Below are 25420 nucleotides of genomic sequence, written 5' to 3' on the forward strand. Positions count from 1 at the left end.
CGCACAGGCGGACATAGCTCAGTTGGTAGAGCACCACCTTGCCAAGGTGGATGTCGCGCGTTCGAGTCGCGTTGTCCGCTCAGCGAACGAAGGCCCCGATCGGTTGATCGGGGCCTTCGCCGTATCAGCTCCAGGTCTGGCCGGTCAGGCGCTCGTAGGCCTCGACGTACTTGGCGCGGGTCTGCGCCACGACCTCCTGCGGGAGGACCGGCGGCGGGAGCTCGCCCTTGGAGTCCCAGCCGGAGGCCGGGGAGGCCAGCCAGTCGCGGACGTACTGCTTGTCGAACGAGGGCTGCGTGCGGCCCGGCTGCCACTGGTCGGCGGGCCAGAAGCGGGACGAGTCCGGGGTGAGGACCTCGTCGGCGGCGATGAGCGTGCCGTCCTCGTCGAAACCGAACTCGAACTTGGTGTCCGCGAGGATGATGCCGCGCTCGCGGGCGATGTCGCGGGCCCGCCCGTAGACGGCCAGGGTGGTCTGGCGCAGCAGGGCCGCCGTCTCGGCGCCGGTGGTGCGGGCGACCTCCTCGTAGGAGACGTTCTCGTCGTGGTCGCCGACCTCGGCCTTGGCGGCCGGGGTGAAGATCGGGGCGGGCAGCTCGGAGCCGTCCACCAGGCCCTCGGGGAGGGCGAGCCCGCAGACCGTGCGGGACTGGACGTACTCCTTGAGGCCGGAGCCGGTGAGGTAGCCGCGGGCCACGCACTCGACCGGGACCATGTCCAGGCTCTTGCAGACCAGCGTGCGGCCCTCCCAGTCGGCGGGGGCGCCGGCGGGCAGGTCGGTGCTGATGACGTGGTTGGGGACCAGGTCGGCGAGCTGGTCGAACCACCAGAGGGAGAGCTGCGTCAGGATGCGGCCCTTCTCCGGGATCTCGGTGGGCAGCACCCAGTCGGCGGCGGAGATGCGGTCGCTGGCGACCATGACGAGGTTGCCGTCCTCGCCGCGGTAGAGGTCGCGGACCTTGCCGGTGTGGAGGTGGACGAGGCCGGGCACCTGCACCGGCTCGGGCTTTTCGACGAATCCGGGCACGGGGTCTCCCTGTGGTTCTGTACGAGCGCGGGACCATTCTCCCGCACGGGGTGCCGTGCCCGGGTCAGGGGGTGCGCCGGGGGCGGGGCGGGGGCTGGGCCGGGGGCGGGGCGGGGGCTGGGCCGGGGGGCTCAGTCCCGCTTGCAGATCCGGTCGAGGAGGTTGGCCGTCGCCCGCTGGATCCGTTCGTCGACGTGGCCCGGGCGGTCCAGGGCCGGGGACCAGGCGAAGGTGCCGGAGGCGAAGACGAGGGCCCCGCTGGGTGCCCGGTAGAGGGAGGTCTCCTGGTGGCGCTTGGCGCCCTCGCCGTCGAGGTACGGGGAGTGGGCGAGCAGGATCCGGTCCTGGTGCTCGGGGAGCTGGGTGCGTGGGAAGTACCGGTCGGCCTCGCCCGCCACCAGCCCGTCGAGCTCGTCGTTCTCGCCGGCTCCGGTGGAGTCCCAGAGCCAGTGCTTCGCGTTGCGCACGATCAGGGGCGCGGGCTCCGGGACCCGGCCCGCGTACTGGATGCCGAGCAGCTGCTGCTCCGGGCGGTCGACCTCACGCCACAGACTGGGGCGGCCGGGGCCGCGGCGTTTTCGGCAGGTCAGGAGCCGGTCGGGCACTCCCGAGGGGGAGGGGGCCAGCTCGACCTGCCAGTACATGGTGTTGGCGGAGAGGAAGACCAGCGAGGTGCCGTGGTCGCGGGCGCGCTCGACGGTGCGGCGCATGGGCAGCGACCAGTACTCGTCGTGGCCGGGGAAGACCAGGCCCCGGTAGCGGGTGGGGTCGACGCGGCCGGCGTGCAGGTCGCGGGTGTCGGCGTAGGCGAGGTCGTAGCCGTAGCGCTCGGCCCAGCGGATGAAGTCGTAGGCGTGGCCGACGTGCAGCGGCAGGCCGGCGCCCGCGTAGGGGCGGTCGAAGGAGACGGTGATCGCGGCGTCCTGCTCGCCGAGCAGCCGGCCGTCCTCGTCCCAGGCGTGGTAGAGGCTGGCGCCGGTGCGGCCGTCCTCGGGGTAGAGGTTGTAGGCCTGCCAGGTGATGTCCGGGAGCAGGAGCAGGAGGTCCGCCGGGTGGTCGTCGCGGACCGTGAAGGGGATGTGGGAGCGGTAGCCGTCGGCGGTGGTGAGGACGGCCACATAGGCCCCGATGCTCCAGTACGAGGGCACCTGGAGGCGCCAGGACTGCCACCAGTGGTGGCAGGAGACCGTGCGGTCGGCGGTGAGCGGGGGCGGCTGGACGATGCCGGACAGCCGGGGGCTGGTGGTGATCTTGGAGGCGCCGTCCCCGCCGTAGTGGCCGATGCGGTAGACGTCGACCTGGAACTGCTGGGGCGGGTCCACGGTGATGTGGAAGTCGATGGCCTCGCCGGGGGCGACCGCTCCGGTCGAGGTGAAGCCCTTGATCTGCCGGTGCACGTCGTCGGCGGTACGGGGGCCGCCGCCGCGGACCTGGGAGCTGCGGCCGGGGGCCAGGGACGGGTCCACGTACCAGGGGACGACCTGGCCCGTGTCGTCGAAGTACAGCTCGCTGCCCCGGAACCAGGGCAGCGGACCCTGGCCGAAGGGGTCGTTCACCGCGTGCGCGAGCGCACCCGATTCCCACCGCCTGATCTGGTCCGCACCCATTCCGCTCCCCTCCCTCGCGCCCCCGAACGCGTTCTCGACACGGTGGCGCGCGGCGGATTCGGACACCGCCGTCGCGACCGGTCCCAGCACATCACATAACGCACTCACTCCGTCACCGTTCGTCGCGAATTGACGGGAACGGAACCCAAGGTGCCGCTTTGCGTGGCGCACGGGGTGGCGCCGGGGTGGCGGCCCGGGGTGGCGGGGGCCCGGGGGGGCTCAGACCAGGCGGATGGGCTTCTCCGGGCGGACTCCCAGCTCCGCCAGCCAGTCGCGCAGGGGCTCCGGATCGCCGTCCTCGACGAGGGAGAGCACCCGGGGGCCGAGGTCCGCCCGCCGCTCGCCGCCGACCAGCAGCACCGGGCCGTCGAGCCAGTCCAGGCCGGGGCGGGCTCCCGCCGCGTCCACGGCCGCGCAGCAGACCAGGGCGGTGACGTGGTCGGCCAGCAGGTCCCGGCCGCTGCGCGGGGGCTGGAGGGGGAACAGGGGCAGGGTCTCGGCGCCCCCGGAGCGGCCGCCCCGAGTCCCGGCGGCGGCACCGGCGGTACGTTCCTCCCGCGCCAGGTCTCCGCTGAGCCGCCCGGCGAGCGCCTCCCCGGCGGCGCCGTCGCCGGCGGGGTCCGCGAGGTAGCCGAGCACCCGCTCCAGCGTCGGCCCGCCGAAGGCGTCACGGGCGGGCCCGGCGGCGGCCGGGACGCCCCCGGCACCGGCGGGGGCCGCCTGGGCCGTAGCGGTGCCACCGGCGGCCGCCTGCGCGGCGGCGGGGGCGGGGGCGGCCGCGGCGGGGGCGGCGCCGGGGGCCGCCTGCCGGGCGGCGGCGGACGCGGGGCCTTGGCCGGTACCGAGAACCGCCGGCTGCGCGGCGGCCGACGCGACCCCCGTGGCGGCGGCCGGAGCCGCCGACTGCGCGGTGCGGGCTGTGGAACCCTGGGCGGGCTCCCGCTCCGGGCGGGGCGGGACCGGGCCCGCCGGGACGGAGAGGGCGTCCAGGGCCGCGTGCAGACGGGCCGCCTCCGTACGCCACTTGCGGTCGACGACCTCCTCCGGGTACGCCGCCCAGTCCACCGGCGACCAGTCCGGCCCCGCCTCCGCCGGGCCGCCGTGGAAGAGCCGGGCCGCCAGCAGCGAGGCGGCCTCGTCGATCAGGCCGGGCTGCTCCAGCAGGTCGCAGGCGGGGCGCTCGCCGAGCCGCGAGGTGAAACCGTCCGCCAGCCGGTCGCGCCGGGACAGCTCGGTCAGGGCGGAGACGACCCCCGCGTCCAGGTGCGCGGGCCAGCGGCCCATCCGCCAGGCGGGCAGCGCGACCCGGGTCAGCAGCCGGTCCCAGCCCGCGTAGGCCAGGCCGACCTGCTCCTGGGCGACGGTGCGCATCTCCTGGTCCACACCCTGTGCGCGGTCCGAGGCGGCCGCGGCCACCCCGCGCTCCATCTCGGCGGCGTCCGTCCCGCACAGCCGCAGCAGCAGCCGGGCCGGCCTGCCGACGAGCCAGCCGAGGCCGGTCCGGCTCCCGACGTCGGCCGCGGCGTCCAGCCCCCGGACGAAGCCCCGCGCGTCGGCTATGTCCGGGTGCGCGGAGGGTCCCGTACCGGCGACCACGGGCGCGAGGAGCGCCCGCAGCTCCGCGACCCGCATCCACCACAGGAACGGCGAGCCGATCACCAGCACCGGCGCCGCGCCGGGCCGCGCCTCCGGACCGCCGGGCCCGGCTATGCCGGCCGAGTCGCGCGCGGCACCCCGGCGGTGCGCGGCGTGGCTGCGGTCCTCCAGCCAGCTGTCGCAGTCCGGGGTCAGGGCTATCGCGGAGGGCGCGGGCACGCCCATGCGGTCGGCCAGGTCCCGTACGAGCCGGTACAGGTCGGGCGCGGCGGCCTCGGGCAGCGGCACGGTGGGCGTCACGGCGGGACGCGCCCGCAGCACCACGGCACCGAAGATCCCGCCCGCCAGCAGCACGAGCACGGCCACCGCGCAGACCGCCAGGGTCACGGCGGGCCAGGGGTCACCGGCCAGCCGGCCGGTCATCCGGGCGGTGACCAGCACCACCGCGAGGGCGGCGGGCAGCAGCACGGCGGCCAGCGCCCTGCTGCGGACCCGCAGCACGGCGAGGGCCCGGGAGCGCGCGGACGGCACGCCCACTTCTGCGATCGAACCGGTTCCGGACACGGCCGGACCTCACCCCCTCTGCCCTGCGGCGGCTTTGCTCACTCCCCCACTGTGACACCCGCCACTGACATCGCAATGCCGGTGGGCCATGTGCCGGAATGCTTGCGCCGCACCTTAGTTGGGGCGCAGACGGACGTCAGGCGGACAAGGGGACCATCACCCGATGGAATGGCTTTGGGGAAAGGTGGGTGCGCTCGAGCGCCACTGGAGGCAGGCGCACGCGGGCGCGCGCGGGGGCCCGGTGCGCGCCGTCGCGCCCCGGGCCCCCGATGCTCACGAGCCTGCTGGTCAGCGGCCCTCGGCCGCCTTGGCGGCGATGTCCGTACGGTGCTGGCCGCCGTCGAGCCGGATCCGCGCCACGGACTTATACGCCCGCTCGCGCGCCTGCGCCAGATCGGAGCCGATCGCCGTCACGGACAGCACGCGGCCGCCCGCGCTGACGACGGCGTCGCCCTCCTGCCGGGTGCCGGCGTGCAGCACGTACGCCTCGGGCCCGTCCTCGGCGGCCACCTCGGCGAGGCCCTCGATCGGGTCGCCGGTGCGCGGGGTGCCGGGGTAGTTGTGCGAGGCGATGACCACCGTGACGGCGGCCTCGTCGCTCCAGTTCAGCGGCGGCAGGGTGTCGAGGGTGCCGTTCGCGGCGCCGAGCAGCACGCCCGCGAGGGGGGTGCGCAGCCGGGCGAGGACCACCTGGGTCTCGGGGTCGCCGAAGCGGGCGTTGAACTCGATGACCCGGGTGCCGCGGCTCGTGAGGGCCAGGCCGGCGTAGAGCAGCCCGGAGAACGGGGTGCCGCGGTGGCGGAGCTCGTCCACGGTCGGCTGGAGGACGGTCTCCAGGACCTCGTCCACCAGCTTCGGGTCGGCCCACGGGAGCGGGGAGTACGCGCCCATGCCGCCGGTGTTGGGGCCCTGGTCGCCGTCGAGCGCGCGCTTGAAGTCCTGCGCGGGCTGGAGCGGGAGCACGGTGACGCCGTCGGTGATGGCGAAGAGGGAGACCTCGGGGCCGTCGAGGTACTCCTCGATGACGACGCGGTCGCAGGCGGCGGCGTGCTCGCGGGCGGCCTCGCGGTCCTCGGTGACCACGACGCCCTTGCCGGCGGCGAGGCCGTCGTCCTTGACCACGTACGGGGGGCCGAAGGCGTCGAGGGCCGCGTCGACCTCCTCGGCGGTGGTGCAGACGTAGCTGCGGGCGGTCGGGACGCCTGCGGCGGCCATCACGTCCTTGGCGAAGGCCTTCGAGCCCTCCAGCCGCGCCGCCTCGGCGGACGGGCCGAAGACGGGGATGCCGGCCGCGCGGACGGCGTCGGCGACCCCGGCGACCAGCGGGGCCTCCGGGCCGACGACGACCAGGCCGGCGCCGAGTTCGGTGGCGAGCGCGGCGACCGCGCCGCCGTCGAGGGCGTCGACCGGGCGCAGCTCCGCCACCTCGGCGATGCCGGCGTTGCCGGGGGCGCAGTACAGCGCGGAGACGTCGGGGTCGAGGGACAGAGAGCGGCACAGGGCGTGTTCGCGGGCGCCGCCGCCGATGACGAGGACCTTCACGCCGCCCAGGGTAGCCCGGACGGCGTGGCCGGTTTCGTGCGGCCACCCAATACCGGGGGCCTACTCGTTCGTGTATTCCTCCACAACGGTCGCTCCGAGCTCGCGCACGATCAGGTCGTGTCCGGTCAGGGCGCTGTCGACGAGGTCGGGGTCGTCCGCCTCGGGCACGTCGTCCTCGGGGGCCACCGGCGGGGGCGCCTGCCGGACGGGCGGCTGCGGCGCGGGAGCCGCCGGCGGCGGCTGGGGCGACGCCTGCTGAGGCTGCGGGGCGGAGGCCTGCGGAGGCGGCGGAGGGCTGTGGGCGGGCGCCGGGGGCGGGCTGTAGGCCGGGGCGGACGGGGCCCCGTACGAGGGCGCCGGGGACGCGGGGCCGCCACCGCCGACGACGGCGTCGATCTTCCAGTTCACCTGGAACTGCTCGGCGAGCACCGCCTTGAGGACGTCCTCGCTGCCGCTGCTCGCGAAGTTGTCGCGGGCTCCGGGGTTGGGGAAGCCGAGCTGGAGGGTGGTCCCGTCGAAGCCGGTGACCTGGGCGTTCTGGCTGAGCAGGATCCAGGTGAAGCGGCGGCGGTTCTTGACGGCCTCCAGCACGCCGGGCCACATCGCCTGGACCTGCCCGGCACCGGCCGCCATCTCGGCGGAGGGCGCGGCGGACGGCGCGGCGGGGCCGGCGGCGGGCGCGGCTGGGGCCGGGGCGGGGGCGGGCGTCCGTGCGGGGGCGCCGCTGCCGGGCGCGGCGGCGGTGGGCCAGGCCCCGGCGGCGGGCGCGGCGGGAGCACCGCCTCCCGGCCAGGCACCGGGCGCGGCGGCAGCGGGCGGGGTGGCGGCCGGCGGGGCGGCGGGCGCGGGCGCGCCGCTGCCGGGCTGCGCGGCCCCGGGCCACGCCCCGGGTGCCTGCGCGGGCGGCGCCTGAACGGGCGGAACCTGAACGGGAGCCGCGGCCTGGACGGGAGCCTGCACCGGCTCGGGCACGGGCGCGGGGGCCGGCACCGGGGCGGGCGCGGGCACCGGCCCGGCGTCCGGCACGGGACCCCGTACGGCGGCGCGGGCGGCGGCGACCCCGCCGCCCGGACCGGCCGGGGCCATGCCGTGCGCGTCGGGCGCGGGCACGTATCCCATGGCGGGCGCGGACGCGGCGGGGGCCGCGAAGACGGCACCGGCGGGCGGACCGCTCCGCTCCAGCCGGTCGAGCCGGGCCTGGAGGGACCGCTCGTCGTCGAAGGCGGCCGGGAGCAGCACCCGGGCGCAGATCAGCTCCAGCTGGAGGCGAGGCGAGGTGGCCCCGCGCATCTCCGTCAGCCCGGCGTTGACCAGGTCGGCGGCGCGGCTCAGCTCGGCGGCGCCGAACACCGACGCCTGGGCCTGCATCCGCTCCACCACGTCGGCGGGGGCGTCGATGAGCCCCTTCTCGGCGGCGTCGGGCACGGCGGCCAGGATCACCAGGTCGCGCAGCCGCTCCAGCAGGTCGGCGACGAACCGGCGCGGGTCGTTCCCGCCCTCGACCACGCGGTCGACGACCTCGAACGCGGCGGCGCCGTCCCCGGCGGCGAAGGCGTCCACGACGGAGTCGAGCAGCGAGCCCTCGGTGTACCCGAGCAGGGAGGTGGCCATGGCATACGTCACACCCTCCTCACCGGCACCGGCGAGGAGCTGGTCCATGACGGACATGGAGTCACGCACGGAGCCCGCACCGGCCCGCACGACGAGCGGCAGCACGCCGTCCTCGACCTTCGCCCCCTCGCGGCCGCACACCTCGCCGAGGTAGTCGCGCAGGGTGCCGGGCGGCACGAGCCGGAAGGGGTAGTGGTGCGTGCGCGAACGGATGGTCCCGATGACCTTCTCGGGCTCGGTCGTCGCGAAGATGAACTTGAGGTGCTCCGGCGGCTCCTCGACCACCTTCAGCAGGGCGTTGAAGCCCGCCGAGGTGACCATGTGGGCCTCGTCGATGATGTAGATCTTGTAGCGGCTGGAGGCGGGCCCGAAGAAGGCCTTCTCGCGCAGGTCACGGGCGTCGTCGACACCACCGTGCGAGGCGGCGTCGATCTCGATCACGTCGATGGAGCCCGGGCCGTTGCGCGCCAGGTCCCGGCAGGACTGGCACTCGCCGCAGGGGTCGGGAGTGGGACCCTGCTCACAGTTGAGGCAGCGGGCCAGGATGCGCGCGCTGGTCGTCTTTCCACACCCGCGCGGCCCGCTGAACAGGTACGCGTGGTTGACCCGGTTGTTCCGCAGGGCCTGCATCAGCGGGACAGTGACATGCTCCTGCCCGATGACCTCGGCGAACGACTCGGGGCGATAGCGGCGGTACAGCGCAAGGGACGACACGTCTACGAGGTTATCCGGGCCCACCGACAACAGCCGCCCGCCGCCCGCCCCGGAAACGCAAAGCGCCCCTCACGCACCCGCCAGAGCCCACTTACCCTTGCTGCCTTCCGGCCCTGGGGGAGTTGGGTGAGATAGCGCCACGTGAGGGGCTGGGCCCCACCCTAGCGGATGGAACCCCCCGGAATCGAGCCCGCCCCCTCCCCCCTCCCCGGCCGGCCCACCCCCCGGACCACCGATCCGGATCGTGTTCGCGAGCACCCCTCAACGTCTTGTATTGTTTGCGGCGGAGGATTCGCCTAGAGGCCTAGGGCGCACGCTTGGAAAGCGTGTTGGGGGCAACCCCTCACGAGTTCGAATCTCGTATCCTCCGCAGCCGCCTGTACAGGCGAACGAAGAGCCGGACCGCTGAATGCGGTCCGGCTCTTCTGCGTTCCGCGTGCCGTGGTCACATTCCGGGTTGCGTCCCCATCGCCCCGATCCGATCCACCATGCTTGAGCTCTGCGCCGGGCCGTTCCGGTGCCGCTGCGGTCCGGTCTGACGAGGTGCCCATGACATCCCGATCAACGCTGGCGCCCTGGCTGGGCAGCCTCGACGCTCCGCGCCTGGCCCGCGTGCTCGCCGCACGGGAGGACGCGGCGTCAGCTCCGGAGCCACGGACGGTGGGGGAGGTGGCGGACCGCCTCCAGCGTCCGGGGTCGGTGGCGGCGGCCCTGCCGCGGCTCCCCCTGCCGTGCCTGCAAGTGGCGGAGGCGCTGGCGGCTCTGGCAGGACCCGCGTCGCGCGATGCCCTGGCGAAGCTGCTGGGAGCCACGGGCGGCGAAGCCGCCCGGAGGCTGGACGCCACGCTGGAGGTGCTGGCCGATCACGCCCTGGTGTGGCCGGACGGCGCGGGAGCGCTCCATATGGCCCCTCCCCTGGAGCAGGCGTGGGAGGCGCCTCTGGGGCTGGACGCCCCTCTGGCGGAACTGCTGGCGGGCGCGACCTCGGAGGAGCTGCGCGCCATGCTGGTGGCACTCGGTATCAAGCCGCCGAGCACCAAGCCGCAGCGACTGGCGGCCCTGGTGGAGCACCACGGCGACCCGGGAGCCGTCACCGAGGTCGTGGCACGGGCACCCGCGGTCACCCGGAAGCTGCTCACCCGCCGAGCGGACCCGGCCGCGGGGCGGGGGCGGTTCATCCTGTTCGGGTCGTCCGGGCCCGAGTCCGAAACCGGCGCGCGGTGGGCACTCGACCGGGGGCTCCTGATCACGGACCACCACCGGTACGGCCCCGCGCGCATGCCCCTCGAAGTCGCGCTGGCACTGCGCGGGCCGAGCTGGTGCGCCCCGTTCGACCCCCTGCCTCCTTCCCCGCAGACGGTGTCCGTCAGCTCCGCCGAGGTGGAACGGGAGGCCGCGGCCACGGCCACGGCGTTCGCCGGCCAGGCCGCGTCGGTCCTGGCCGCCTGTTCGGCGGCTCCGCCGGCCAGACTCAAGTCCGGCGGGATCGGCGCCCGTGAACTGGCCCGGATCGGCAAGGCCGCTCACGCCGACGACGCCGTCGTACGCCTCACCCTGGAGACCGCGTACGCGGCCGGACTGCTGGGCCGGGACCACGACCGCGTGGTACCCACAGAGGCCTACGACGCCTGGGCGGACCGGCAGCCCGCCGAACGGCTCACCGCACTGCTCCACGCATGGCACCACCTGGCGCTCACCCCGACCCGGGCACGGGACGAGGACGACAAGGCCCTCCCCGCCCTCGCGGGAGCACCTCCCTGCGGCGGCTGCCTGCAAGCCCGGGACGGGCTGCTCCACGCGGCGGCAGGGCTCCCGCCAGGGCGCGGCGCGACCACCGGCTCCGGCCTGGGTCCGCTGGTGGCCTGGTACCGGCCCCTCGCCGACGCGTCACCCCTGGACGGGACCCCCTTCGCCGCCCTGATCCGCGAAGCCGAGCTGCTCGGGGCACTCGCTCGCGGCGCCTTGTCGCCCATCGGCACCGCCCTGCTCGAAGACGACGAGACGGGACTGGCCTCGGCGTGCCGGCGGCTCCTGCCCACGGCCACCCGGACCGCCCGGATCGGCGCCGACCTGACCGCGGTCGTCACAGGTACGCCGTCCGCGCCACTGGCCTCGCTGCTGGATTCCGTCGCCGACCGCGAGACGAGCGGGACGGGCTCGGTGTGGCGGTTCAGCACCGGCAGCGTCCGCCGCGCCCTGGATGCGGGACATACACCTGACGGCCTCACAGCGGGCCTGGCCGCCGTCGCGTCCGGGCCGCTGCCCCAGCTCCTCACCCGTCTCATCACTGACACCGCCCGCGGTCACGGCCGTGTACGCGTCGCCCCCGCCGCCTGCGTCATCCACGGCGACGATCCGGCGCTGCTCGCCGAGCTCGCCGTCCACCGCCGGCTGGCCGTGCTCGGCCTGCGGCGGCTCGCGCCCACGGTGCTGGTGAGCCGCAGCCCGCTGGAGACGACCCTCGCCGCCCTCCGGGCCGAGGGCTACGCCCCCGTGGCCGAGACCGCCGACGGAGCCGTGCGCATCGAGAAGACCGGACCGCGCAGGGCCACTGCCCCCGTACCGGCCCCGCGACGGCCCGGCACGGCCGCCGGCCGCCCCCACGCGGTCCGCCACACCGCGGGGACACCGGCCGCCGCCGGCCTGGAGACCCTGGCCGCCCGGCTGCTCACCGCCCCACTGACCATGCCGGATCCCGACCCGTTCGGCAGCGGGGTCCCCTTCGGCACCGACACGGAGGAGATCGTCGCCGGGTACGCGAAGCGGCTGTCCTACGCCGATGTCCGCCAGCTCGCCCATTCCGTCGACGCCGGAACGCCCCTCACCGTCGAATACGTCGCCACCTCCGGCAACCGGACGGTACGCACCCTCAGCCGCCTCGCACTCGACCCGCCCTACCTCACCGCCTGGTGCCACCTGCGCGAGGACGAGCGCGTCTTCACCCTCTCCCGCATCCACGGCGTGATGCCCTCGTAGGTGCCGGAGAACCGGCGGTGACGGACCGGACCTCCTCGCGCTCAAGCGGCACTCAGGTGGGAGTCCGGCGGCGGCGCCTAACGTCGGGGCCGGGACCGCGGTGTCCGCCGCGGGCTTCGCCCCCCAGGCGTCTCTCAACAAGGAGTCCGATCATGACCGTGCGCGTCCTCGCCCTCGTCGGCAGCCTCCGGGCCGGCTCGCACAACCGCCAGCTCGCCGAAGCCGCCGTCAAGCACGCCCCCGGGCACGTCGACGTCGAGATCCACGAAGGCCTCGCCGAAATCCCCTTCTACAACGAGGACATCGACGTCGAGGGCTCCGTCCCCGCCGCCGCCGTGGCCCTGCGGGAGGCCGTGTCCGGTGCGGACGCGCTCCTGCTCGTCTCCCCCGAGTACAACGGCACCATCCCCGCCGTGCTGAAGAACGCGATCGACTGGCTGTCCCGCCCGTACGGCACCGGCGCGATCACCGGCAAGCCGGTCGCCGTCATCGGCACGGCCTTCGGCAGCTACGGCGGCGTCTGGGCCCAGGACGAGGCCCGCAAGTCGGCCGGCGTCGCCGGCGGTGCGGTGCTCGAGGAGGCCCGCCTGTCGGTCCCGGGCTCCGGCACCCGCTTCGCCGACACCCACCCCGCCGACGACACCGAGGTCACCACCGGGCTCCTCGAGGTCATCGAGCAGCTCACCGCCAAGGCGAACGCCTGACGCACCCCTGCCGCAGCCCCGTCGGCCCGTATCGCCGCGGCCGGGTCACCGGCCTGAAAGGAACACCTCCATGCTCACGCTGACCCCCCGCGAAGGCGCGGCCCCGAAGGTCTTCGGCCCGGCGCCCCACGGGCAGGGCTCCCAGATCTCCCCGATCATGCTGCAGGAGGAGCTGTGGGGACGGATGCGCGCGCTGCCGTACGTGTACATGGCGCCCACGCTCGTCTCGGTGCCGCACGCCCGCTCGCTCTTCCTGCCCGAGGGCGTCGGCACGGGCCCGGCCGAGGCCTTCCAGCGCGGTAGGGAGTGGGCCCACATCCACCCGCACCACGACGGCTCGCTCCACCTCACGCTCCCGAAGGAGGCGGAGGAGGACGTGATCGCCGCGGGCTGGGGCGTGCACCACCCGGTCCAGGCGGTGACGCTCGTCTACGGTCCCCGGACCTACGCGGAGCTGGAGACGGTCTGGAAGATCATCCAGTTCTCGTACCGGTACGCGGTGGGCGCGCTGAACTCCCACTGAGGCACCGCCTCGCACCGGAGGGCCGGACCCGCGTCGTGGGGTCCGGCCCTCCGGCGTCTACCGTCGGGGCCATGGGCAGCCACTTCCAGACCGTCGTCGACCTCGACGCCACCCCGGCCGACGCCCGGGCCCTCGCGGAGCTCGGGCTCGACTGGCTCGTGCGCGAGGGGATCGTGCGGGCCGGCCTGACGCCGTGCGTGCTCGGGGCTCCGCTGGGGCATCCGCCGGGGGACTCCTGGGCCTCGGCGGTGGCCGAGGCGGAGTGGGAGCCCACGGAGGGGCTGAGGATCGAGGCACCGCGGCGGACGGTCTTCGACGGCGGGCAGGGGGAGCCCCGGTACGCGCGGTGCCCGCACTGCGCGCACCGGGTGGAGCTGCTCGACGACGACTGGGACCCGGTCGACGGGGCGTGGGATCCCTTCGACGCGGCCATCGACGCCTGGCGGGCGACCGGCCTGGCCGCCGTGGCCTGCCCCGGCTGCGGACGGGACGGCGAGCTCGCCGCCTGGCGGTGGGAGGGCGACCAGTTCGCGTTCGGCTGCCTGGGCTTCGAGTTCTGGGACTGGCCGGAGTTCAGCCCCGCGTTCCTCGAACGGTTCGCCCGCGCGCTGGGCGGCCACCGCCTCGTGGTGGTGGCCGGCAAGTTCTGAGGCGCGGCCGGACGAGGCGCGGTCGGCCGGGGCGTGGCTAGCCGAGGCGTGGCTAGCCGAGGCGTTCGGCGGCCCAGGCGGCCCATTCGCGCTTCATCTCGTTGAGGCGCAGGCCGTACTCCAGGGCGATGCGGCCGTAGACGGACAGCCGGTCGTCGCCCCAGTCGACGGACCGCTCCAGGGCGCGCAGGTCCTCGTACTCCTTCGCGGACGTCTCCATCAGCCCGGTGAGGTAGGCGCCCGCCTGCTCCCTCGGGAGCACCCCGAGGAAGAAGACCCGCAGCAGGGTGTCGCTGCGCGGGTTGCGCTGCGGTGCGGTCTCCGTCAGCCAGTGACGCAGTTCGGCCAGGCCCTCGTCGGTGAGGGTGTACTCCTTGCGGCCGCGCGGTCCCTCCGCCGAGACGCTGATCAGCCCGGCGGCGGCGAGCTTGGTCAGTTCTCCGTACATCTGGCTCTGGGTGGCGGGCCAGACGTTGGCCAGTGAGGTCTCGAAGCGCTTCAGCAGGTCGTAGCCGCTGGCCGGGCGCTCGGAGAGGAGTCCGAGGAGGGCGTGTCGAAGGCTCATACCCCTCACCATACATTCCATCCTTGACATGTCATCACTGGAAGGTCTAACTTCGACATGTCAGAACAGGAATGTCAGGGCAGCAGCCGGGGGTCTCCGATGTCGTACGTACGCACCTTCCTTCCGTGGATCGTCTTCGCGGTGGTCCCGTCCGCCCAGTGGCAGTGGGGCGCGCTCGCCGCACTGGTGGCCGCCGTGGCCGTGACGGTCCAGCAGCGGCGCGAGGGGGCCGGGTTCGACGCGCTGATCATCGAGACCGGGTCGGCGGCCTTCTTCGCGGCACTGGCGGGCATCGCCTTCGCCGACCCGCACTCGGCCGCCCACGCCTACTCGGCGGCGCTCTCCTCGGCCGTCCTGGCCCTGGTCGCGGCGGTTTCACTGCTGATCCGCAGGCCGTTCACCCTCGGCATCGCCAAGCGCACCACCCCGCGCGAGGTCTGGGGACTGCGCCCCTTCATCCGGGCCAACACCGTCATCACCGGCGTCTGGACGGCCACCTTCGCCCTGACCGCCGGCGCCCTCGCACTCCTCGCCCACGCCGGCCAGGGCCACTCGACGGCGGCCACGGCCGTCCAGGCCGCCGGGTTCGCCCTGCCCATGCTGTTCACCTCCCGCTACACGGCCTCCCTCCGGGCCGCGACCACCGCCGGCTAGGGATCGGCGGGTTACGGGCGGCGCAGCGCCTCCTGGGAGGCCACGTACTTCACCATCAGGCGGGCGAGTTCCAGGCGGTCGCGCTCGCTCCAGTCGGCGGTGATGTACTCGTACGCCGAACGCTGGTGGCGGCGGAAGCGGGCCATCAGCTCCTCGCCCCCGGGGCTGAGGTGCAGGACCGTGCGGCGGCCGTCGCGCTGGGAGGCGGCGCGGACCAGGTAGCCGGCGGAGATGCAGTCGGAGACCATCCGGCTGGCCACCGAGGGGTCGACGCCCAGGTGGGAGCCGACGGCGCCGACGGTGACCTCGCGGGCGCCCTCCTGCGCGAGCTCCAGGACGACGTTGAGGACGAGGGTCCGGCTGAGGTCCTTCGGGGAGATCGGGTTCTCGACCTCGAGGAGCGAGGAGCGGCGCAGCTTCCCGAAGGCGGGACCCACGGCGTTCAGCAGCTCTTCGGCCACGGCGGCCTCGACGGCCGTCTCCGCCTCGTGATTCTTCATGGCCGCCATCGTATCTACGTGACGCTCCGCAAGCATGTGTTGACATGAAAACGTGTGCGTGTCAGCATGCATATGTCTTCAGTCAATGAAAACGTGTGAGCGGAGCTTCTCATGACCACCCTCATCACCGGCGCCCGCGGCAAGGTCGCCCAGGGCGTCATCGCCCGCCTGCACGCCTCCGGCCAGGCCGGTCACGACGGTCAAGTCGGCCAGGCCGGTCACGACGTCCGGGCCGGTCACGCCGTCCGGGCCGCCAGCGCCCGCCCGGACGAGCTGACCGTCCCGGCCGGCGTCGAGACCTCCGGGCTCGCCCTCGACCGGCCCGAGACCTTCGCCGGCGCCCTCGACGGCGTCCGGCGGGTCTTCCTCTACCCCGAGCCGGCAGGCATCCACGAGCTGGTCAAAGCCGCCGAGGCCGCCGGCGTCGAGCACGTCGTACTGCTGTCCTCGTCCTCGGTCCTCGGCCCGGACGCCGAGACCGATCCCCTCGCGAGCCACAGCCTCCGGGTCGAGCGCGCCCTCGCCGACTCCTCGCTGACCTGCACCTTCCTGCGCCCGGACGCCTTCGCGAGCAACTCCTTCGGCTGGGCGCGCGCCATCGGCCGCTCGCTGCCGGTCCAGCTCGCCTACCCGGACGCGCACATCGCCCCCATCCACCCCGAGGACATCGCCGACATCGCCTTCGAGGCCCTGACCGGCGACTCCCTCACGGGCCGACGGGTCACCCTCACCGGCCCCGAGTCGCTGACCTTCCGCGCCCAGCTGGCCGTCCTCTCCGAGGCCATAGGCCGGGAGATCCCGGTCGAGCGCATATCCCGCGAGGAGGCCGAGCGGCAGATGTCGGCCTTCATGCCCGCGCCGATGGTCGCCTCGCTGCTCGACCTGTGGTCCGCCGCCGTCCACGGCCCGGCCGCCGTCGCCGACACCACCGAGACCCTCCTCGGCCGCCCCGCGCGCAGGTACGCCCAGTGGGCCGCCGAGAACGCCTCCGCCTTCACCGGGTCCTGATCGGCCCGGCCCCGCCGACCCTCCGGGAGCATCGCCATGAAGCCCATCGGCTACTGGCTCAACCGCACCGACCGGGCCCTCACGGCCACCATGAACACGCTGCTGGCCGACTTCGGCCTGACCCGCCTCGCCTGGCAGGTGCTCAAGGTCGTCGAGGACGACCCCCGGGCCACCGACACCACCGTGCGGACCGTGCTCGCGGCCAACGCCGGTCCCGAGGCCCTGACCGCCGCCATCGGGGCGGTCCTCTCCGGCGGATGGGTGGTCCGCCCCGAACCGGGCCGGCTGGCCCTCACCGGCGACGGGCGCGCCCGGCTCGCCGAAGTCGCCCTGCGGGTCGGCGATTTCCGCGAGCTGTCGACGGCGGGGATATCCCACGGGGAGTACGCGGCCGCCGTCGGCGTCCTGGAGCGCATGACGCGCAACCTGGAGCAGGCGGCGCGGGTCCGCCCCGGCCGGGGCGGAGGGGGCCGCCGATAGGGTGGGCGGGTGCCCTCGTACTCCATCGGTCAGGCCGCCGGTCTGCTGCGCGTGAGTCCCGAGACCGTCCGCCGCTGGGCCGACTCCGGGCGGCTGCCCGCCCGGCGCGCGTCCGACGGGACGCGGGCCGTCGACGGGCCGGTGCTCGCCGCCTTCGCCAAGGAACGCGCCGCCGGACAGCACCCGGTGCCCGAGGCCGCCGCGGCCACCTCGGTGCGCAACTCCTTCGCGGGGATCGTCACGGCGGTACGGGTGGACGAGGTGGCGGCCCTGGTCGAGATCCAGTCGGGCCCGCACCGGATCGTCTCCGTGGTGACCCGGGAGTCCGTGGAGCGACTGGGCATCGCGGTCGGCGTCAGCGTCACCGCCCGGGTGAAGTCCACCGAGGTGTACGTGGACGTGCCCGACGGGTCCCGCGTGCCGTAGGGAGCGCGCGGCCGGGGGCGTCGGCGTCGGGCGGGGCGGCATGGGGGTTGGTCGGCAATCCACCGGAACCTGCAAGGCGGAAACGACAATTGATCACACAGGTACCACTCATAGGAGCCTCTCAACCTGGCAGATGAGGTTCCACGGCCGCTCCAGCGGGGCATGACTGCCCCATGGCCTCACTCCTGCTGCACGGCGACCTCGACCACCCGGCGACGCTGACCGTCGCCGACCTGCGGCGATGGCCGCGGCACCGGGCGGACGTCGTCTTCGACTGCGCGACCAACGGCCCGCAGCACCACGTCTTCGAGGGCGCACTGCTGCGGGACGTCATCTCCGGGGCGGGTCCGGTCTTCGACGCCCGGCGCCGCAAGGACCGCGGCCGCTACCTCCTGGCGGTCAGCGGCGGCGACGGCCACCACACCGTCCTGTCCTGGGCGGAGCTGGACGACGACTTCTGCGGCAGCCCGGTCCTGCTGGCCACCCGCCTCGACGGGGAGGAGCTCGACGGTCCCGGCAGCCAGCTGGTGGTCCCGTCCGACCGCTGCGGGGCCCGCTACGTCAGCGCGGTGACCCACGTCTGGTTCGGCACCCTGGACGTCCCGGCGCTGATCGGCGTCTGAGCGACGCACCCCGTCGGCTTCGGTCACCCATCGCCACCTTTCGCTACCATCCGTGACGAGAACTGGTCGGGCGGGTCGAGAGGCGGACGGACGATGAGGCGAACGGCACGGCGCGCCGGGAAGGCCGTGGGAGCGTGCGCGGCGGCCGCGCTGCTGGCACTGGCGGCCCCGGCGGGCACCGCACAGGCGGCGACGGGGACCCTGTCCATCGACGGGACCGAGCACGAGGACCCGTCGGGCTGCTACCGGCTGGGCGACTTCGCCCCGCCGAAGGTCGTCAACGAGACGGACGGCGTGGCGTGGGTGTGGTCCGGGACGGACTGCGACGGCCAGGTGACGCAGCAGATCGATTCCGGCACGGCCGCGATCGGACGCGGCCGGAGCCTCTTCATCGAGTGAGACCCCGGCCGTACCCCGGCCATGCCTCACGCGGCCTGGAGCGAGACCTCGGTCGCCTTGATCAGTGCGACGACGGAGGAGCCGGCGGCCAGCCCGAGCGCCTCCACCGCGTCGGCGGTGATCGCGGCGGTGAGGCCGCCGCCGTTCACGTCCACCTTCACGGAGGCCATGGCGGGGCCGGTGGTGACGTCGACCACGGTCCCGGCGAGCCGGTTGCGGATGGACAGACCCTCGACGGGGCCGGTCGCCAGGGCCACCTCGGTGGCCTTGACGAGGGCCTTCACCGAGGAACCGGCTGCCAGCCCCAGCTCCTTGACGGCGTCGACGGTGATGGCGGCGGTGATGTCCTGACCGCCCTCGAGGCGGACCTTGACCGCCGCCATGGCCTCACCGGTGGTGATGGCGGTGACGGTTCCGGCGATCTGGTTGCGGATGCTCAGGCTCATGGGTGGTTCGGCCCCTCACGTAGTCACTTCGCACGGTCCGGGAAGGGCCGCACGGAGCCGACCGTAGGCCCGATTGGATCATCGTGCCGGGAGCCCCTCGCATCCACGAACCCGAACCACCCGTGCGCCTCGCCCCTGCCGTGTCCGGCGCGGCGAAACCGGGGCGGGCGGAGCCGAGTTGCGGGCTAGGGGGTGTCGCGGGCCGCGGCGGGGCGGCGTCCGGCCATCCGGCAGCCGAGGCACTCGGCGTGGCCGTCGCGCGCGGTGTGGTCGCGGGCGCCCATCGGCCAGTGCGACTGCGGACGCGGGCCCGGCCCCTTGCCCCAGCCGGCCAGGTGCAGCACCCAGGTCAGGACGGCGGCCGCGGCCATGACGGCCACCCCTATCCCTATCCCCGGTGTCCAGCCGCACACCCCCAGGCCCACCACCGCGGTCCCCACGGCGGCGACGGCGGTACCCGCCCAGCCGGCGACCGTGTGCCCCTCGTCGTATCCGTGCGCGCTCATACGTCACCCCTGTCGACCTATGATGTCTTAGTCAGTAAGCAATTTATCTTAGGCGCTAAGGGATTTTCAATGGAGGGCACACCCCGCCCCGAGACGTCCGTCCCGGCGGCGATCAGCGCGATGGACGACCTGATCGCGACGAGCATGGTGGCCCAGCAGGAGTTCGCCCGGAACCTGGGACTGAGCCCGACGGACCTCATCTGCTTCGCGTACGTCCTCCAGGCCGGGGACACCCCCGTGACCGCCGGCGACCTCGCCGCCCGCGCGCACGTCACCACCGGCGCCGTCACGGGCATCGTCAACCGGCTGGAGCGCGGCGGGTACGTGACCCGGCGGCCCGACCCCGCCGACAAGCGCCGCGTGCGCGTGGTCGCCGTACCGGAGGCGGCGCAGCGCGTGCGCGAGGTCTACGAGCCGTACTACGCGCTCCTCGCGCAGCTCTTCGCGACGTACAGCCCGCAGGAAGTGGCGGTGCTGGGCGACTGGTTCACCCGGGCGGGCAGGCTGGCCGCCACCTACCTGGAGGAGTCCTGCGGACCCTGATGCGGCCCCGGCGTGGCGTTCACTCTCATTCCATTGCAACGGAACCGCTCCGATTCATTGCGTTAAATCCAGGCCCACTGCAACGATTTAATGGCGCTGACCTGCGATAAGACACCCATCAGGAGAATTCACCGTTGCCGCCTTCATGAACGCAACATAGCGTTTCCCTTGTCGGAAACGCCGACGAGCACACGATGAGCGCAGGAGCCCGCCATGCAGAAGTTCGCCACCACCGCACCCGTCTCCGCCGTCCTCGACATCCCGGCCGGACGCATCCAGCTCATCGCCGCCGACCGCGCCGACACCACCGTCGACGTCCGCCCCGCGAACCCCTCGAAGGGCCGCGACCTGAAGGCGGCCGAGCAGATCACCGTCGACTTCCACGAGGGCGTCCTGCGGATCGTGGCCGCCCCGGCGAAGAACCGTCTCCTCGGCCACTCCGGCGCCGTCGAGGTGACCGTGCAGCTGCCCGCCGGCTCCCGGGTCGAGGCGAAGGCGGCCGCCGCCGACCTCCGGGGCGTCGGCCGGCTGGGCGACGTCGTCTTCGATGGCGCGCAGGCCCAGGTGAAGCTCGACGAGACGGCCTCCGCCCGGCTGACCGTCCAGGCCGGTGACGTCGCGCTCGGCCGCGTCGGCGGTCCGGCCGAGATCAGCACCCAGAAGGGTGACATCGCCATCGCCGAGGCCGTCCGGGGCGCGCTCGTCCTCAGCACCCAGTACGGCGCCATCTCGGTCGGCGCCGCGCGCGGGGTCTCCGCCTCGCTGGACGCCGGGACCTCCTACGGCCGGATCGACAACGCCCTCACCAACGCCGAGGGCGCCGCGGCCGCTCTCACCATCCACGCGACCACCGCCTACGGCGACATCAGCGCCCGCAGCCTCTGACGGCCGCCCGCCCCGGGCGGCCCGCTCCCCCACCAGGGGGAACGACGACGCCGGTTGAACCTTTCTGCGGTGAACCGGTTGCGGCAGACGGGTGACGGAGCGTGTCCTCGACTGGCGGACGGTCACTCACAGCCACTATCTCTGCACGCATGATCAAGAACATCGCCGCCGCCGCGGCGCTCGCTCTCGGTGCCGGCCTCCTGACCTGCATTCCCGCCCAGGCCGCGCAGAACTCCGTCCCCTTCCCGCCGCCGGCCGGGTACCCCGTCGTCCTCACCCTGGCCCCCGCCCCGCTGCTGTGGCCGGCCGTCCCGCTGGTGCAGCCGGCGTACGTGGTCTACGGGGTCGTCTGAGACACCCGTGCGCCCGTGCCCCGGCCGGGGGACACGGGCGCACGGGGCACAGGGCACAGGGCCCGGGGCTCGGGCTCGGGGTACGGCTCAGGCGAACTTCGGCATCTCCCCGACCCGCGTGTCCATGTCGATCACCGCGAACACCGCGCCCTGCGGGTCGCCGAGCGCGGCGAAGCGGCCGAAGGGGCTGTCCATCGGGCCGAAGTAGAGCCGCCCGCCGCGCGCCTTCGCCTTCTCCACCGCCACATCGCAGTTCGGGACCCCGAAGTAGACCTGGACGTAGGACGGGACCTGCGGCGGGAACTCCTCGCCCATCTTCATCCGGCCCAGCACCGGGTGGTCGGCGCCGCCCACGCTGAAGATCTTGAAATCCATCCCGGCGTCCCCGGAGCCGTCACCGTCGGAGCCGCCGGTGTCCATCTGCTGTGAGGTGTACGGGAAGACCCGCTCCAGGAACGGGTCCGACTTCCCCGGCTCGCGGGTGTAGACCTCGGCCCAGGCGTACGAACCCGCCTCGCCCTGCTTCTCGAAGCCCTTGTGCTCGCCCGGCTGCCAGACGCCGAAGACCGCGCCGCTCGGCTCCTTGGCGATCGCCATCGTCCCGAACGTGCCGACCTGCATCGGCTCCATCATCAGCGTGCCGCCCGCCGCCTTGATCTTCTCGGCGGTGGCGGCCGCGTCGTCCGAGGCGAAGTAGAGGCACCACTGCGAGGGCGCGTCACCGCCCGGCATCGGCGGGACGACGGCCGCGACCGCCTTCCCGCCGGAGTAGGCCTGCGTGTAGTCGCCGTACTCGCTGCTGGCCTCGCCGAAGGTCCAGCCCAGCACGTCGGCGTAGAACTCCTTCGCGGCCTCCACGTCGGTGAACATCGCGTCCACCCAGCAGGGGGTGCCTTCCGGGAACTCGGCCATGGTCGATCGACTCCTGTGTCGTGCGTCGTCCGTCATCCGTCGTTCGTCATCCGTCGTCACGCCGTCTCTCGCGTACGCCCTCCCACGCTAGGGCGGGGGTCTGACAACCGCGCGCCGAACGGGCGCGGGGGGCGGTCCCGGGGGAGGCTGGGGGCATGGACGAGATCACCATCCGGCTCGCACAGGACCCCGAGGCCGACGCCCTCCTCGGCCGCAGCCCGCTGGCCGCGCTGACCGGGATGCTCCTGGACCAGCAGGTACCGATGGAGTGGGCGTTCTCCGGGCCGCTGACGATCGCGCGCCGCCTGGGCGCCGACGACCTGGACGCGCACGCCATCGCCGCCTACGACCCGGAGGCCTTCGCGGCGCTGCTGTCGCAGAAGCCGGCGGTGCACCGGTACCCGGGGTCGATGGCGAAGCGGATCCAGCAGCTGTGCGCGTACCTGGTGGAGCACTACGAGGGGGACGCGGAGGCCGTCTGGGCGGATGCGGCGACGGGGGCGGAGCTGCTGAAGCGGCTGAAGGCGCTGCCGGGGTTCGGGGAGCAGAAGGCGAAGATCTTCCTGGCCCTGCTGGGGAAGCGGTACGGCGTACGGCCGGCCGGGTGGCGGGAGGCGGCGGGGGACTACGGCCTCGCGAACTGCTACCGCTCGGCGGCGGACATCACGGGGCCGGAGTCCCTGGCGAAGGTCCGCGAGTACAAGCAGGCGGCGAAGGCCGCCGCGAAGGCCGCCCGGTAGGGACCCGCTCCGCGCGGCGGCGAGTTGACGCACCGGCAGGCCCGGCGGGGCCGGAGGACCGGGCCCCGGGGGGCGGGCGGCTGGCCGGGAGCCGCACCCGCGCCACCACCGCGGAGCGCGCCTCCCCGGCCGGGTGCGCGCGGGCGAGGCCGCCGCACAGGACGTCATCGGCGGCGGCCGGCCCCCGTACGGCGACCCCTACGCCGGGAGCGAGGCCCTGGCCGTCCGGCTGCCGCGCAGCGCCGAGGCGTAGACCTCGTCGGCGTCGAGGCGCCGCAGCTCCTCGGCGATCAGCTCCGCCGTGCTGCGTATCTTGAGGGCGACCTTCCGGTCCGGCCAGCCCGGCAGGACCAGGGTGGCGAGCGAGCCGGTGGGCCGGTCCACGACGACCTCCCCGCCGGCGGTCTCCAGCCGGACCCGGGTGATGACCGGCCCGCCGGTGGCCACCCGGGCCGCCGGCACGCCGAGGCGGTCCTCCAGCCAGCGCGCCAGCAGTTCGGCGCTCGCGTTGTCGGGCTCGCTCTCCACGGCGACGGCGGTCACCTGCGCGGTGTTCTGGTCGAAGGCGCAGGCCAGCAGCGAGCGCCAGGGCGTGAGCCGGGTCCAGGCCAGGTCGGTGTCGCCGGGGGCGTACGCGGCCGCGCGCTCGGCCAGGACGCCGACCGGGTCCACCGCCGCCTGCGCGTCGGTGATCCGGCGCTGCGCGAGGGCGCCCAGGTCGTCGCGGGCCGGGTCGGCGGGGGCTTCGGCGGGCCACCAGGCCACCACCGGCGCGTCCGGGACCAGCAGCGGCAGCACGATCGAGCCGGCCTGGGTGGTGAGTTCCCCGTGCAGGCGCAGGATGACGATCTCCCCGGACCCGGCGTCCGAGCCCACGCGCAGCTCGGCGTCGAGCCGGGTGCGGCGGCGCCGCTCGGGGCCGCGGTGGGTCCGCTTGATCACCGCGATGATCCGGCACGGGTGCTCGCGGGCGGCCTCGGAGGCCGCGCGTACGGCGTCGTAGGCGTTCTCCTCGTCGGTGACGATGACGAGGGTCAGCACGAGCCCCATGGTGGGGCTGCCCACGGCCCGCCGGGCCGCCAGCAGGGCCCGGCCGATCTTGCTGGAGGTGGTGTCGGTGAGTTCGGTCCGCATGGACACGAGTCTGTCAGCGGCTGCCGTGAGGCGGACAACCGGTTCGCTCGATTCCTCCTGGAGTGCGGCGCGTCAGCGGCGCCGGCGGGCCGTACCGAAGAGGGAACGGGAGATCTCGCGCCCCAGCTGCGTACCGATCGAGCGCGCCAGCGAGCGGAACAGCCCGCTGCCGACGACCTGTTGGGCCAGCGAGGGCTCCGGCTTCGGGGCCCCGCGCGCGGCCCGTACCTCCGCCTTCGCCTGCTTGTCGGCCTCGGCCGCCGCGGCGGCGGCCTCCGCCTCGGCCTCGGCGGCCGCCTGTTCGGCGGTGATCTTCTCGTACGCCGACTCCCGGTCGACGGGCTCCGCGTAACGGGAGTACAGGAGCGAGGCCTTGACTGCCGCGTCGAGGGCCGCCGCGTCGACCGGGCCCATCAGCGACTGCGGGGCGCGCAGCCGGGTGGCGGCGACCGGGGTGGGGGCGCCGTTCTCGCTGAGCACGGTGACGACGGCCTCGCCGGTACCGAGCCGCGTGAGCAACTCCTCCAGGTCGTAGGCGGAGTTGGGGAAGGTCCGCACGGTGGCCCTGAGTGCCTTGGCGTCGTCGGGGGTGAAGGCGCGCAGGGCGTGCTGGACGCGGTTGCCGAGCTGGGCGAGGACGTCGGCGGGGACGTCCTTGGGGGTCTGGGTGACGAAGAAGACGCCGATGCCCTTGGAGCGGATCAGCCGCACGGTCTGGGTGATGGATTCCAGGAAGGCCTTCGAGGCCCCGTTGAAGAGGAGGTGGGCCTCGTCGAAGAAGAAGACGAGTTTGGGGCGGTCCAGATCACCGACTTCGGGGAGGTCGGCGTAGAGGTCGGCGAGCAGCCACATCAGGAATGTAGAGAAAAGCTGCGGTTTGTCCTGTACGGCCGGAAGTTCCAGTACGGAAACCAGCCCGCGCCCGTCCGGAGCCGTTCGCAGAAATTCACTGGTATCGAATTCGGGTTCGCCGAAGAATTCCGAGGCGCCCTGCTGCTCGAATGCGGTGAGCGCCCGCAGAATCACCCCGGCGGTGACCGTGGAGAGCCCGCCGATCCCCTTCAGCTCCGGTTTCCCCTTGTCGGAGACGAGGAAGGCGACCACCGCCCGCAGGTCCTTGAGGTCGATCAACTCCAGGCCCTTGGAGTCGGCGTAGTGGAAGATCAGGCCGAGCGACTGCTCCTGCGTCTGGTTCAGCTGGAGCACCTTCGACAGCAGGACCGGCCCGAACGCGGTCACGCTCGCCCGGACGGGGATCCCCGGGCCGATTCCGCCGAGCGAGTAGAACTCGGCCGGGCAGCCGGCGGGCTCCCACTCCTGGGCGACCTCCGCCGCCCGCTGCGCCGTCCTCCCGCCCGGCACGCCCGGGGCGGAGATGCCCGACACGTCGCCCTTCACGTCGGCGAGGAAGACGGGCACGCCGTTCGCGGAGAGCTGTTCGGCGATCAGCTGGAGGGTCTTGGTCTTGCCCGTTCCGGTGGCCCCCGCGACGAGTCCGTGGCGGTTGAGCATGGACAGCGGGATGCGGATCTGCCGGCCGGGCAGGCAGGTCCCGTCCCAGAGCAGGGCCCCCAGCTCCAGCGCGGGCCCGGTGAAGGCGTACCCGGCGGCGATCTCCTCGGCCGGACCCTGCGGCTCCGCTCCGCCTCCCGCAGCGGCGGCCGGCTCGGGCGGGTCGGTGCTCTGGCTCATGCGTCACTCCCGGAATAGCCCTGTGTGCCACTTTTGCACC

Annotated in this window: 26 protein-coding genes, 2 tRNA genes and 1 other RNA gene; 16 read left to right on the forward strand and 13 right to left on the reverse strand. The window is 74.1% G+C overall.

All coding sequences use genetic code 11. The annotated features are described in order from the left end of the window. The first annotated feature begins 7 nt into the window (after positions 1-7). Positions 8-80: transfer RNA gene (locus ABT403_RS04235), tRNA-Gly, on the forward strand. Positions 81-124: 44 nt separating this feature from the next. On the opposite strand, the gene ABT403_RS04240 is transcribed toward ABT403_RS04235, so the two are convergent. The 6 genes from ABT403_RS04240 to ffs form a co-directional block, all read right to left on the reverse strand. Continuing rightward, complete coding sequence (locus ABT403_RS04240) at positions 125-1027, reverse strand: phosphoribosylaminoimidazolesuccinocarboxamide synthase (RefSeq protein ID WP_344160728.1); 903 nt, start codon at positions 1025-1027, stop codon at positions 125-127. Between the two features lie 131 nt (positions 1028-1158). Then, positions 1159-2634, reverse strand: coding sequence for a N,N-dimethylformamidase beta subunit family domain-containing protein (locus tag ABT403_RS04245; protein ID WP_344160725.1), 1476 nt, complete (start codon positions 2632-2634; stop codon positions 1159-1161). A 219-nt stretch (positions 2635-2853) separates the two neighbouring features. Continuing rightward, positions 2854-4794 carry a hypothetical protein gene (locus ABT403_RS04250; RefSeq protein ID WP_425580213.1) on the reverse strand — a complete coding sequence of 647 codons (1941 nt, stop codon included), beginning with the start codon at positions 4792-4794 and terminating at the stop codon, positions 2854-2856. Positions 4795-5082: 288 nt separating this feature from the next. Then, the gene (purD, locus tag ABT403_RS04255; RefSeq protein ID WP_344160721.1) at positions 5083-6336 is read right to left on the reverse strand and encodes a phosphoribosylamine--glycine ligase; all 1254 of its coding nucleotides are present in this window, start codon (positions 6334-6336) and stop codon (positions 5083-5085) included. Positions 6337-6396: 60 nt separating this feature from the next. After that, a complete protein-coding gene (locus tag ABT403_RS04260) occupies positions 6397-8661 on the reverse strand; it encodes a DNA polymerase III subunit gamma and tau (RefSeq protein WP_344160718.1) in 2265 nt (754 codons plus the stop codon). A 55-nt stretch (positions 8662-8716) separates the two neighbouring features. Beyond that, an RNA gene (gene ffs, locus ABT403_RS04265) (signal recognition particle sRNA small type) lies at positions 8717-8815 on the reverse strand. A gap of 131 nt (positions 8816-8946) precedes the next feature. On the opposite strand from ffs, the gene ABT403_RS04270 reads away from it, so the two are divergent. The 5 genes from ABT403_RS04270 (at position 8947) to ABT403_RS04290 (ending at position 13514) form a co-directional block, all read left to right on the forward strand. After that, positions 8947-9031: transfer RNA gene (locus ABT403_RS04270), tRNA-Ser, on the forward strand. Between the two features lie 179 nt (positions 9032-9210). Further along, entirely contained in the window at positions 9211-11637 is a 2427-nt protein-coding gene (locus tag ABT403_RS04275) for a helicase-associated domain-containing protein (RefSeq protein ID WP_344160715.1), read from the forward strand. Between the two features lie 152 nt (positions 11638-11789). After that, positions 11790-12341 (forward strand): NADPH-dependent FMN reductase, encoded by a 552-nt coding sequence (locus tag ABT403_RS04280; RefSeq protein ID WP_344160712.1) that lies wholly within the window; start codon positions 11790-11792, stop codon positions 12339-12341. Between the two features lie 70 nt (positions 12342-12411). Next, complete coding sequence (locus ABT403_RS04285; protein WP_344160709.1) at positions 12412-12864, forward strand: luciferase domain-containing protein; 453 nt, start codon at positions 12412-12414, stop codon at positions 12862-12864. Positions 12865-12935: 71 nt separating this feature from the next. Next, positions 12936-13514: a hypothetical protein gene (locus ABT403_RS04290; protein WP_344160706.1), complete on the forward strand. Its 579-nt coding sequence runs from the start codon at positions 12936-12938 to the stop codon at positions 13512-13514. Positions 13515-13566: 52 nt separating this feature from the next. On the opposite strand, the gene ABT403_RS04295 is transcribed toward ABT403_RS04290, so the two are convergent. Then, entirely contained in the window at positions 13567-14079 is a 513-nt protein-coding gene (locus ABT403_RS04295) for a PadR family transcriptional regulator (RefSeq protein ID WP_344160703.1), read from the reverse strand. Positions 14080-14178: 99 nt separating this feature from the next. On the opposite strand from ABT403_RS04295, the gene ABT403_RS04300 reads away from it, so the two are divergent. Further along, complete coding sequence (locus ABT403_RS04300) at positions 14179-14733, forward strand: hypothetical protein (RefSeq protein ID WP_344160700.1); 555 nt, start codon at positions 14179-14181, stop codon at positions 14731-14733. Positions 14734-14744: 11 nt separating this feature from the next. Here ABT403_RS04300 and ABT403_RS04305 read toward each other — a convergent pair whose 3' ends face one another. After that, positions 14745-15233, reverse strand: a complete 489-nt coding sequence (locus ABT403_RS04305; RefSeq protein ID WP_344160697.1) for a MarR family winged helix-turn-helix transcriptional regulator — start codon at positions 15231-15233, stop codon at positions 14745-14747. 111 nt (positions 15234-15344) lie between these two features. On the opposite strand from ABT403_RS04305, the gene ABT403_RS04310 reads away from it, so the two are divergent. From ABT403_RS04310 to ABT403_RS04330, 5 genes are all read left to right on the forward strand, one after another. Then, positions 15345-16241: an NAD(P)H-binding protein gene (locus ABT403_RS04310; protein WP_344160694.1), complete on the forward strand. Its 897-nt coding sequence runs from the start codon at positions 15345-15347 to the stop codon at positions 16239-16241. Positions 16242-16277: 36 nt separating this feature from the next. Continuing rightward, complete coding sequence (locus ABT403_RS04315; RefSeq protein WP_344160691.1) at positions 16278-16721, forward strand: winged helix DNA-binding protein; 444 nt, start codon at positions 16278-16280, stop codon at positions 16719-16721. A gap of 9 nt (positions 16722-16730) precedes the next feature. Further along, positions 16731-17147, forward strand: coding sequence for a TOBE domain-containing protein (locus tag ABT403_RS04320; RefSeq protein ID WP_344160688.1), 417 nt, complete (start codon positions 16731-16733; stop codon positions 17145-17147). A gap of 173 nt (positions 17148-17320) precedes the next feature. Next, positions 17321-17770, forward strand: coding sequence for a molybdopterin-dependent oxidoreductase (locus ABT403_RS04325; RefSeq protein WP_344160685.1), 450 nt, complete (start codon positions 17321-17323; stop codon positions 17768-17770). Positions 17771-17863: 93 nt separating this feature from the next. Further along, positions 17864-18169 (forward strand): hypothetical protein, encoded by a 306-nt coding sequence (locus tag ABT403_RS04330; protein ID WP_344160682.1) that lies wholly within the window; start codon positions 17864-17866, stop codon positions 18167-18169. 26 nt (positions 18170-18195) lie between these two features. Here the strand turns inward: ABT403_RS04330 and ABT403_RS04335 are convergent, their stop codons facing one another. Next, a complete protein-coding gene (locus tag ABT403_RS04335) occupies positions 18196-18615 on the reverse strand; it encodes a TOBE domain-containing protein (RefSeq protein WP_344160679.1) in 420 nt (139 codons plus the stop codon). A gap of 185 nt (positions 18616-18800) precedes the next feature. Further along, positions 18801-19121 (reverse strand): HGxxPAAW family protein, encoded by a 321-nt coding sequence (locus tag ABT403_RS04340; RefSeq protein WP_425580212.1) that lies wholly within the window; start codon positions 19119-19121, stop codon positions 18801-18803. 69 nt (positions 19122-19190) lie between these two features. Here ABT403_RS04340 and ABT403_RS04345 point away from each other — a divergent pair, with 69 nt between their 5' ends. The 3 genes from ABT403_RS04345 (at position 19191) to ABT403_RS04355 (ending at position 20902) form a co-directional block, all read left to right on the forward strand. Then, positions 19191-19664 (forward strand): MarR family winged helix-turn-helix transcriptional regulator, encoded by a 474-nt coding sequence (locus ABT403_RS04345; protein WP_344160676.1) that lies wholly within the window; start codon positions 19191-19193, stop codon positions 19662-19664. A gap of 213 nt (positions 19665-19877) precedes the next feature. Beyond that, positions 19878-20549 carry a DUF4097 family beta strand repeat-containing protein gene (locus tag ABT403_RS04350; RefSeq protein ID WP_344160673.1) on the forward strand — a complete coding sequence of 224 codons (672 nt, stop codon included), beginning with the start codon at positions 19878-19880 and terminating at the stop codon, positions 20547-20549. A gap of 149 nt (positions 20550-20698) precedes the next feature. After that, complete coding sequence (locus ABT403_RS04355; protein ID WP_344160670.1) at positions 20699-20902, forward strand: hypothetical protein; 204 nt, start codon at positions 20699-20701, stop codon at positions 20900-20902. Positions 20903-20989: 87 nt separating this feature from the next. Here the strand turns inward: ABT403_RS04355 and ABT403_RS04360 are convergent, their stop codons facing one another. Continuing rightward, the gene (locus ABT403_RS04360; RefSeq protein WP_344160667.1) at positions 20990-21814 is read right to left on the reverse strand and encodes a VOC family protein; all 825 of its coding nucleotides are present in this window, start codon (positions 21812-21814) and stop codon (positions 20990-20992) included. Positions 21815-21969: 155 nt separating this feature from the next. Here ABT403_RS04360 and ABT403_RS04365 point away from each other — a divergent pair, with 155 nt between their 5' ends. Then, positions 21970-22554, forward strand: coding sequence for an HhH-GPD-type base excision DNA repair protein (locus ABT403_RS04365; RefSeq protein ID WP_344160664.1), 585 nt, complete (start codon positions 21970-21972; stop codon positions 22552-22554). A gap of 198 nt (positions 22555-22752) precedes the next feature. Here ABT403_RS04365 and opcA read toward each other — a convergent pair whose 3' ends face one another. Both opcA and ABT403_RS04375 read right to left on the reverse strand, forming a co-directional pair. Continuing rightward, positions 22753-23688 (reverse strand): glucose-6-phosphate dehydrogenase assembly protein OpcA, encoded by a 936-nt coding sequence (gene opcA, locus ABT403_RS04370; protein ID WP_344160661.1) that lies wholly within the window; start codon positions 23686-23688, stop codon positions 22753-22755. A 72-nt stretch (positions 23689-23760) separates the two neighbouring features. Then, positions 23761-25380, reverse strand: a complete 1620-nt coding sequence (locus ABT403_RS04375; RefSeq protein WP_344160658.1) for a helicase HerA-like domain-containing protein — start codon at positions 25378-25380, stop codon at positions 23761-23763. Positions 25381-25420: the final 40 nt, after the last annotated feature.

The organism is Streptomyces sp. NPDC000075 (assembly GCF_040301925.1).
GTDB classification, from domain to species: Bacteria; Actinomycetota; Actinomycetes; order Streptomycetales; family Streptomycetaceae; genus Streptomyces; species Streptomyces polychromogenes.